At 29.3% G+C, this 6,449-nt stretch carries 9 protein-coding genes; all 9 read right to left on the bottom strand.

Translation table 11 applies throughout. From position 1 onward, the window contains the following. Positions 1-134: 134 nt before the first annotated feature. The 9 genes from KBJ98_RS15040 to KBJ98_RS15000 all read right to left on the bottom strand — a co-directional run bounded on the left by KBJ98_RS15040 (position 135) and on the right by KBJ98_RS15000 (position 6,369). On the bottom strand, positions 135-362 hold the full coding sequence (locus tag KBJ98_RS15040; protein WP_210791892.1) for a hypothetical protein: 228 nt from the start codon (positions 360-362) through the stop codon (positions 135-137). After that, positions 363-650, bottom strand: a complete 288-nt coding sequence (locus tag KBJ98_RS15035) for a hypothetical protein (RefSeq protein ID WP_210791890.1) — start codon at positions 648-650, stop codon at positions 363-365. 152 nt (positions 651-802) lie between these two features. Beyond that, positions 803-1,261 carry a hypothetical protein gene (locus tag KBJ98_RS15030; protein WP_210791888.1) on the bottom strand — a complete coding sequence of 153 codons (459 nt, stop codon included), beginning with the start codon at positions 1,259-1,261 and terminating at the stop codon, positions 803-805. A 200-nt stretch (positions 1,262-1,461) separates the two neighbouring features. Then, positions 1,462-1,935 (bottom strand): DUF695 domain-containing protein, encoded by a 474-nt coding sequence (locus KBJ98_RS15025; protein WP_210791886.1) that lies wholly within the window; start codon positions 1,933-1,935, stop codon positions 1,462-1,464. 155 nt (positions 1,936-2,090) lie between these two features. After that, entirely contained in the window at positions 2,091-2,498 is a 408-nt protein-coding gene (locus KBJ98_RS15020; RefSeq protein WP_210791884.1) for a hypothetical protein, read from the bottom strand. Positions 2,499-2,679: 181 nt separating this feature from the next. Further along, complete coding sequence (locus KBJ98_RS15015) at positions 2,680-3,405, bottom strand: hypothetical protein (RefSeq protein ID WP_210791883.1); 726 nt, start codon at positions 3,403-3,405, stop codon at positions 2,680-2,682. Positions 3,406-3,549: 144 nt separating this feature from the next. Beyond that, complete coding sequence (locus tag KBJ98_RS15010) at positions 3,550-4,287, bottom strand: endonuclease/exonuclease/phosphatase family protein (RefSeq protein WP_225899150.1); 738 nt, start codon at positions 4,285-4,287, stop codon at positions 3,550-3,552. Positions 4,288-4,444: 157 nt separating this feature from the next. Continuing rightward, on the bottom strand, positions 4,445-5,125 hold the full coding sequence (locus tag KBJ98_RS15005) for a hypothetical protein (RefSeq protein ID WP_210791881.1): 681 nt from the start codon (positions 5,123-5,125) through the stop codon (positions 4,445-4,447). 2 nt (positions 5,126-5,127) lie between these two features. Next, complete coding sequence (locus KBJ98_RS15000) at positions 5,128-6,369, bottom strand: AAA family ATPase (RefSeq protein WP_210791879.1); 1,242 nt, start codon at positions 6,367-6,369, stop codon at positions 5,128-5,130. Positions 6,370-6,449: the final 80 nt, after the last annotated feature.

The raw sequence follows: 6,449 nt of genomic DNA, 5'->3' as shown, positions 1-6,449 counted from the left end.
CGCGCTACAAGCAGTTTGGGACTAAATTAAGCCCATTATTCGGATTTGCCAAATCTTCCAAAATACAAACCGATTTTTCAATTAAGCCTAATACCCAAATTGCTTGTAGCGTGTGTTGGCAGGCGTTTATTTTTCTATATTGATTTTGAATTTGTTTTTTGTTCTTCTTCTAAATTCGCCCATTTTTTCAATTTAGCGTCAAGATTTTTCCAACCAACTGTATTTGCAAAAATCCCCAGAGGCATTCCTATTATTGTTCTAATATATTCTTTTGGATTTCTTTTATAATCTTGGTAAAATCCAAAATAGAAATAGACTCCTATAACAGTTATAATAAAAAAAAGAAAAATAATTTTTGTCATTTAGAAAGAATTTGATTTTATAGTAAAAGCGATTAGAATTCCAACAACATGCATTCCAATCACATAATATTTCCAATTCGGTCTTTTTATCCAAATATAGACATAAATCGGAATTTCAATTATTGCTAATATTAGTGCCGGAATTCCAATAATATCTTGCAGTTCGGAAATTATCATTGTGTAAGGATAAAATATTTTTGCAGGCAAGTATGTCCCATGTCCGCCACCAGCCAACATTACCGTTATAAAAAGTAATAAAATTGTGATTATTATTGTTTTCGTTTTCATGTTTAAATGTATGCCAACGTTCCGGCGCTTGGCGAGGTTGCGAACTTCGGAACCGATTATTTTCTATCAAATATAAAATTTCTTGCGAGAAATAAACGTGTATTTACTACAAAATTCGCAATCTTGCCAAACGCCTGTTAGCAGTAGTTGTTTTATTTACATTCAATAAATTCTATTTTTTTAAAATATTGTTTTCCAATTTTACCGTAATGATTTTTCATATTTTGGTTCATCATCTTGTTAAGTTTTCTGTAAGTTAAAATTTTCAAAGTATCATTACCTGTTTTTTTTAAGGATTCAACTAATTCATAATACTTCTTTTTCTGAAAAGGTGGATTTTCAAGTTTGTTTCTCTTTATGAGGAATTTTAGTTCTCCTTGATATTTGTTGTTTCTGTTTTTTACTGAGTCAAAAAATATTACTAAAGTATCTTTATCAATTTTCCAATTACCAAATGAATTATTGTTTTGCAAATCTCCTCGAAAATTTAAAATTGCATTTCCATTGCAATCTAAAGTCAAAGTTCTGCTGAACATTCCGTAAGTATTAAAGTTAGTTTGATATTTTCCACTAACTATTTTTTCGGAACATGAAATTAATGTTAGTAACATAAAGAAAATTGAAATAATAAAATAAAGGTTTCTTTTCAATGTTGATTTTTTTACAATTACTGCTAACGTTCTGGCGCTTGGCGAGGTTGGGGATTAAAGATGCGAGATTTTTCGGTTAAACACAAATTTTCCAAATACAAAACTAACTTTCCATTAAGCCTAAAACCCCAATCTCGCCAAACGGCTGTTAGCAGTAGTACTTATTCTTCTGTTATGTTTTTCAAATGCCATTCTGCAAGTTTCCATTCCGTATCATCATCGATTCTGTAGTCAAATTGAAACGGATAATTTTCTTCTTTGATTATTTTGTCAAGGAAATTGTTGGTCGATTCAGGGTCAAAAATTCGCCAAATTAATTCTCTGGTTTTATTCCACGTAATTCTACCTAAAAATAATGCATTTGGTTTTTCTTTATTTTCTCCTTTTATATTTTCATCTAGATAATCTTCAAACTTTTCGGCTTTCAAGACATCTTCATTTGTCGGCATTCCATTTTCGATAAAGTTTTCTAAATCAATCATTATTGAGCAATGCCAAGAGAAAACTTCTTTAGGTTCAAATTCTACTAAACTTAAATTTATAACACCGATTCCTGGAAGACTTTCTTGTTTAAATTCTATAATTTGATATTCTTCCTCTGGAATAATTACTCTAAACTCTTTTTTATCGCTCATTTTTCTGAGTATTACTGCTAACGTTCTGGCGCTTGGCGAGGTTGGGGATTAAAGATGCGAGATTTTTCGGTTCAACACTAATTTTCCAAATACAAAACCAATTTTCTATTAAGCCTAAAACCCCAATCTCGCCAAACGGCTGTTAGCCAACGTTTTTATTTTCTTTTGAACATCCACTTTATTTTTGAGTTTTCATTCGGATAACTTTCTGTACAAGAGTTTCCTTCACAAAAACCAATTGACCATCCTGATGGAAGCTTATAATAATATCCCCAACCATTTTCTTTAGTTAAACCTTGTTTTATTTTTATTGGCAATTCTGAGAACTTTTTCCCAACACTAATTCCTTCTTTAGTTACAAATTTGCTTTCAGTTGTTTGGAGATAAACAGTATCTCTATTTTTCAAAACTAAATCAAAATTTACAGCGTTAATTTTAACTACTTTGGATTTCGAAATGTATCCACTCGATATTAATATCGACTTTTCGATTTTGGTATTTTGTCCAAAAACATTTATGGTTGGAAGTAATAGAATTAGAATTAGTTTCAGTTTGAGTTTCATTTTTCTTTCTGTTAAATTGATACGTGCTGAAAATGTTGGCTAACGTCCCCGCGCTACAAGTAGTTTGGGACTAAATTAAGCCCTATTTTCGGATTTGCCAAATCTTCCAAATACAAAACCATATTTAAATTAAGCCAAATACCCAAATTGCTTGTAGCGTGTGTTATACACAGTGCTTTATTTAATAATATTCAATTTCGTATTTGTATTCTTCATTACTTTCGTAGTGAAAATTCAAATTATTCTCATCAATTATTTTCTGTATTTCAGAATAAACTATGTTAATCGTTTTATCATTTGCATTTCCAATAATTTGGTAAGAATAACCTTTTTTTGAATATTTATAGTTTTCAATAAGTGGTTTTTCCAAATCATTACTGAAACTTACTCGTTTGATAATTCGATTCTTTTTATCAAAATAAGTTGTGTCCATTAAAACAGTAGAGTTTTCATAATCTGGAAGTTTGACAGGAAAAAACTCCCAAGAATTTGTTTTGGAAATTGTAATGCTTTTTTCGTTCTTAATTTCTCGAATAAAGCGAATTAAAGAATCAGACTCATATTTAGTTTCTGTTTCGATTCTTGTTTTTGGGTTGTATTTGTAAGTTGAAAATGAACGAACTACACAAGTATCTTTTGAAATAAAATCTTCACAGCTATATTCTGAGACTCTTCGTCCATCCTTGTATTCGAAGAATTGATTTTTATTTCTATATGTTTTTAAAATATCGTCAAATTCTCCAAATATAATTTCTTTGATTAAGTTTCCTGAATTATCAAATGTAGTTTCGCGTACTTTTATTAAGCTATCTTTTTCGTTTTTAAATTCGGTTATTGTTTTGATTTTTTGACCAAAACTTAATAAACTGAAAAGAAGTATCGATATGTAGGTGATTTTTTTTTGCATTGTGTATAACGTTCCGGCGCTTGGCGAGGTTGCGAACTTCGGAACTGTTTATTTTCTCTCAAAGATAAAATTTCTTGCGAGAAATAAACGTGAATTTACTACAAAATTCGCAATCTTGCCAAACGCCTGTTATAGGCTGTGCTTTTATTTTTTTTCAAATTCAACAATCAAAGGTTTATGGTCGCTGTACATAAACCAATCTTCATACTTTCCAACTTCCACGGATTTTAATTTGTCTATGAAATCTATTGAGGCAAAGCAATAATCTATATGATATGGTTTGTCTTGATGTCTATACATATATAAAGTTGGATGTTCTTCTTTTCCTTGTATTTGGTTAAAAAATTTATGATAAGTACTAAAAATCTTTTTCTCCTCTAATTTTGAGACAACAGTTGAGTGATTTCCTTCTCTTCTTGGTTTGTCCCAAATTGTATTGCTATTGAAATCTCCCATTAGAATTGTATTTTTCTCTGAAAGCATACTTTCATAATATTTTAATGCTTTCCATATTTGAGTAATATAAGCGCCTTCTATGTCTTCTGGGTTATTGGCCCAAATCGCAAACAACGTGAAATTGATATTTCCGTTAGTCACAGATATTGGCAAGATATTTTTGAATTCAGGATTGTGGCAATCTAATAGTTTTAATTTATAATTACCGAATGCAAATACGCCAATTCCTTTATTTTGATTTTTTCCATACCAGATAATGTCACTCGGAATTTCCAGTTCTTCCTCAAATTTGAGTTTCTCTTGGTTTTCACATTCTGGGACAATTAATATGTCTGGATTATGGGGAAAAATATATTTGGCTTTTTTTCTAAAGACCATGTTGCAATTCCAGGTTATAACTTTCATTGTATTTTCTGTTTTTTGCATTTTTGGCCGCATAGCTTATAACGTCCCCGCGCTACAAGCAGTTTGGGACTAAATTAAGCTCTATTTTCGGATTTGCCAAATCTTCCAAATACAAAACCAATTTTAAATTAAGCCAAATACCCAAATTGCTTGTAGCGTGTGTTACCAGCAGTACTTATTAGTCAAGTGTACGTAATGATTCAAGAAATTTATTCAATCCATACTGATGTATAGCAGCATCTTCAATTTCTTTTCTTTTTTTCCAATTGTTAAGAATTGTATTGTAGATTTTTATTGATTGAGCACTGTTTTTATTCTTTGTTGTGGTTGGAAGTGATTGTATGTTCTTCTTTTTCAATTGAGCATTTAAAGATCCTATGCAGGTTGCAATGTCATTTTTATGATTATTTGTATAATATATAGGCAGTAGCCAGCATTCAATAGTATGTGTGCAAATTGCATAAAATATTTTATCGTTATATTTTTTTAATATATCTACGTTGATTAAACTTTCAATTTTTGCTTTAACATCATTATACAATTCCTCTATTGTTTTATTTGTTAAATTGCCAGATATTGGATCAATTTTAGTGTGAGTAATATTGAATGGATTGAGTTGAGATTGGTCTGTGTCGATTTGAATTATTAAATAATCATTTTCAATAAAAATGTCAGCTAACTCTTGTCGTTGACAATATTTTAGAACTTCATCCCAACCACCTGTTACATTTTGTTTATTATTAACCAATTTAGGTTGTACTTGATTAATATCAGGTTCTTTATCCTTAAAATATTTTGATATAATATGTTTAATTATTCTGTGTTCAGAGACACCTTCAGTAATTAATGCAAATTTCATAATTAAAAATTTTCAGGTAGGCCTCCAATAAAACCATTAGTCCATATTTCTGAGAGTTTCATTCTTCTTTCACTATTGTAAGTAACTCTTTTTGCAGTTGTAAATCCTTCATCATTTCGTTTTACAACAAAAAGTCTTTGTGAGCTTTCTTCTAAATCCAATCCGTCTAAAACAGCAGGACTATGTGTAGTTACAATCACCTGTTTTTTATGTTTTTTAGCTAATTTCGCAAGGTTTTGAATTAATTGCATAGTGAGTTTTGGATTTAATCCTGAATCAATATTATCTATAGCAAAAAAGGTAGGAGTTTCAGAAGAGCAAAATAAAACAGAATAAAATAATAAAAATAGAAAACCTTCATTTGTACTTCTTTGATCAAAAGAATTTAAATCTTCTTTTAAAAATCTATCTTTAATAGATAAAGATCTTTCTTTTTTTAATAAACCATTAGGGATTTCAAAATTTTCATACCAATCAAGAAGAAGCATATTTTCCTTAATCTCTTTCATTAATTTTTTATCTTTTGAATTTGAAAGGTCGAGCTTTTTTAGATATTGAAAAATGCCTTCTCCTTTAATGCCTAATGGATAAATTTGTGTTGTATCTTCGAATTTTCGTAGACTACTTTGTTCAGGTGAAAAAACAATAAAATTAGAGATTTCATCATTAGAGTGTCTATGATCCAAAATATGATTACTTATAGTATTGAAAAAGAACTTTTTTTCTTCTTCATTATTATTACTCTTATCATCAAGAATTTTCATTAGAGTACTAATCATTTCGTCAATTTTTTTAACTTGATCAACAGAACTGGCTTTAGCTAAATTATCTAAAGTTTCTTTTCTTTTATTTGAATCAGTAAAAATTAATGACTCTATTAATTCTTGTACTAATTCTCCTTGATATCTTTCATTGTTAACCCATTTGTTATTCTCATTATGAGTAATAGAATATTTATAACTATTTTTATTAGATTTATCTACAAATGCAATATCAATGTTTTTGTTTTCGGGCAAATCATTAAAAGCCGATATCATTGATTCAGGGCTTGATAAACGAATCCCTCTACTACCTAAAAATTCAAAATCCAATTTATTAGCACTTGCTGCAGCTCCAAAACCTATTCCTTCTAGGATGTTAGATTTTCCAGCACCATTTTCTCCAATTAAAACATTAAAGCTTCCTAAATCCATCTTTAGATCAACAATAGATTTGAAGTTTTTTATATGGATTGATTTAATCATTGTATTTATAAAGTTTAATGACAAATGTAATGTTATTAGTTTTTAATAGCAAATTTACACGTTCAGTTTTGTATTGCTGG

It is taken from the genome of Flavobacterium erciyesense (assembly GCF_018069925.1).
GTDB lineage: Bacteria > Bacteroidota > Bacteroidia > Flavobacteriales > Flavobacteriaceae > Flavobacterium > Flavobacterium erciyesense.
Note: the sequence above shows the minus strand (reverse complement) of the source record. Positions and strands in the feature narration are given on the sequence as shown.

Bases quoted from the DNA above. Each gene is read 5' to 3' on its own strand.
- KBJ98_RS15000 (WP_210791879.1), bottom strand. From the start codon at position 6,369: ATGATTAAATCAATCCATATAAAAAACTTCAAATCTATTGTTGATCTA.
- KBJ98_RS15030 (WP_210791888.1), bottom strand. From the start codon at position 1,261: ATGTTACTAACATTAATTTCATGTTCCGAAAAAATAGTTAGTGGAAAA.
- KBJ98_RS15040 (WP_210791892.1), bottom strand. From the start codon at position 362: ATGACAAAAATTATTTTTCTTTTTTTTATTATAACTGTTATAGGAGTC.
- KBJ98_RS15025 (WP_210791886.1), bottom strand. From the start codon at position 1,935: ATGAGCGATAAAAAAGAGTTTAGAGTAATTATTCCAGAGGAAGAATAT.
- KBJ98_RS15035 (WP_210791890.1), bottom strand. From the start codon at position 650: ATGAAAACGAAAACAATAATAATCACAATTTTATTACTTTTTATAACG.
- KBJ98_RS15020 (WP_210791884.1), bottom strand. From the start codon at position 2,498: ATGAAACTCAAACTGAAACTAATTCTAATTCTATTACTTCCAACCATA.
- KBJ98_RS15015 (WP_210791883.1), bottom strand. From the start codon at position 3,405: ATGCAAAAAAAAATCACCTACATATCGATACTTCTTTTCAGTTTATTA.
- KBJ98_RS15010 (WP_225899150.1), bottom strand. From the start codon at position 4,287: ATGCAAAAAACAGAAAATACAATGAAAGTTATAACCTGGAATTGCAAC.
- KBJ98_RS15005 (WP_210791881.1), bottom strand. From the start codon at position 5,125: ATGAAATTTGCATTAATTACTGAAGGTGTCTCTGAACACAGAATAATT.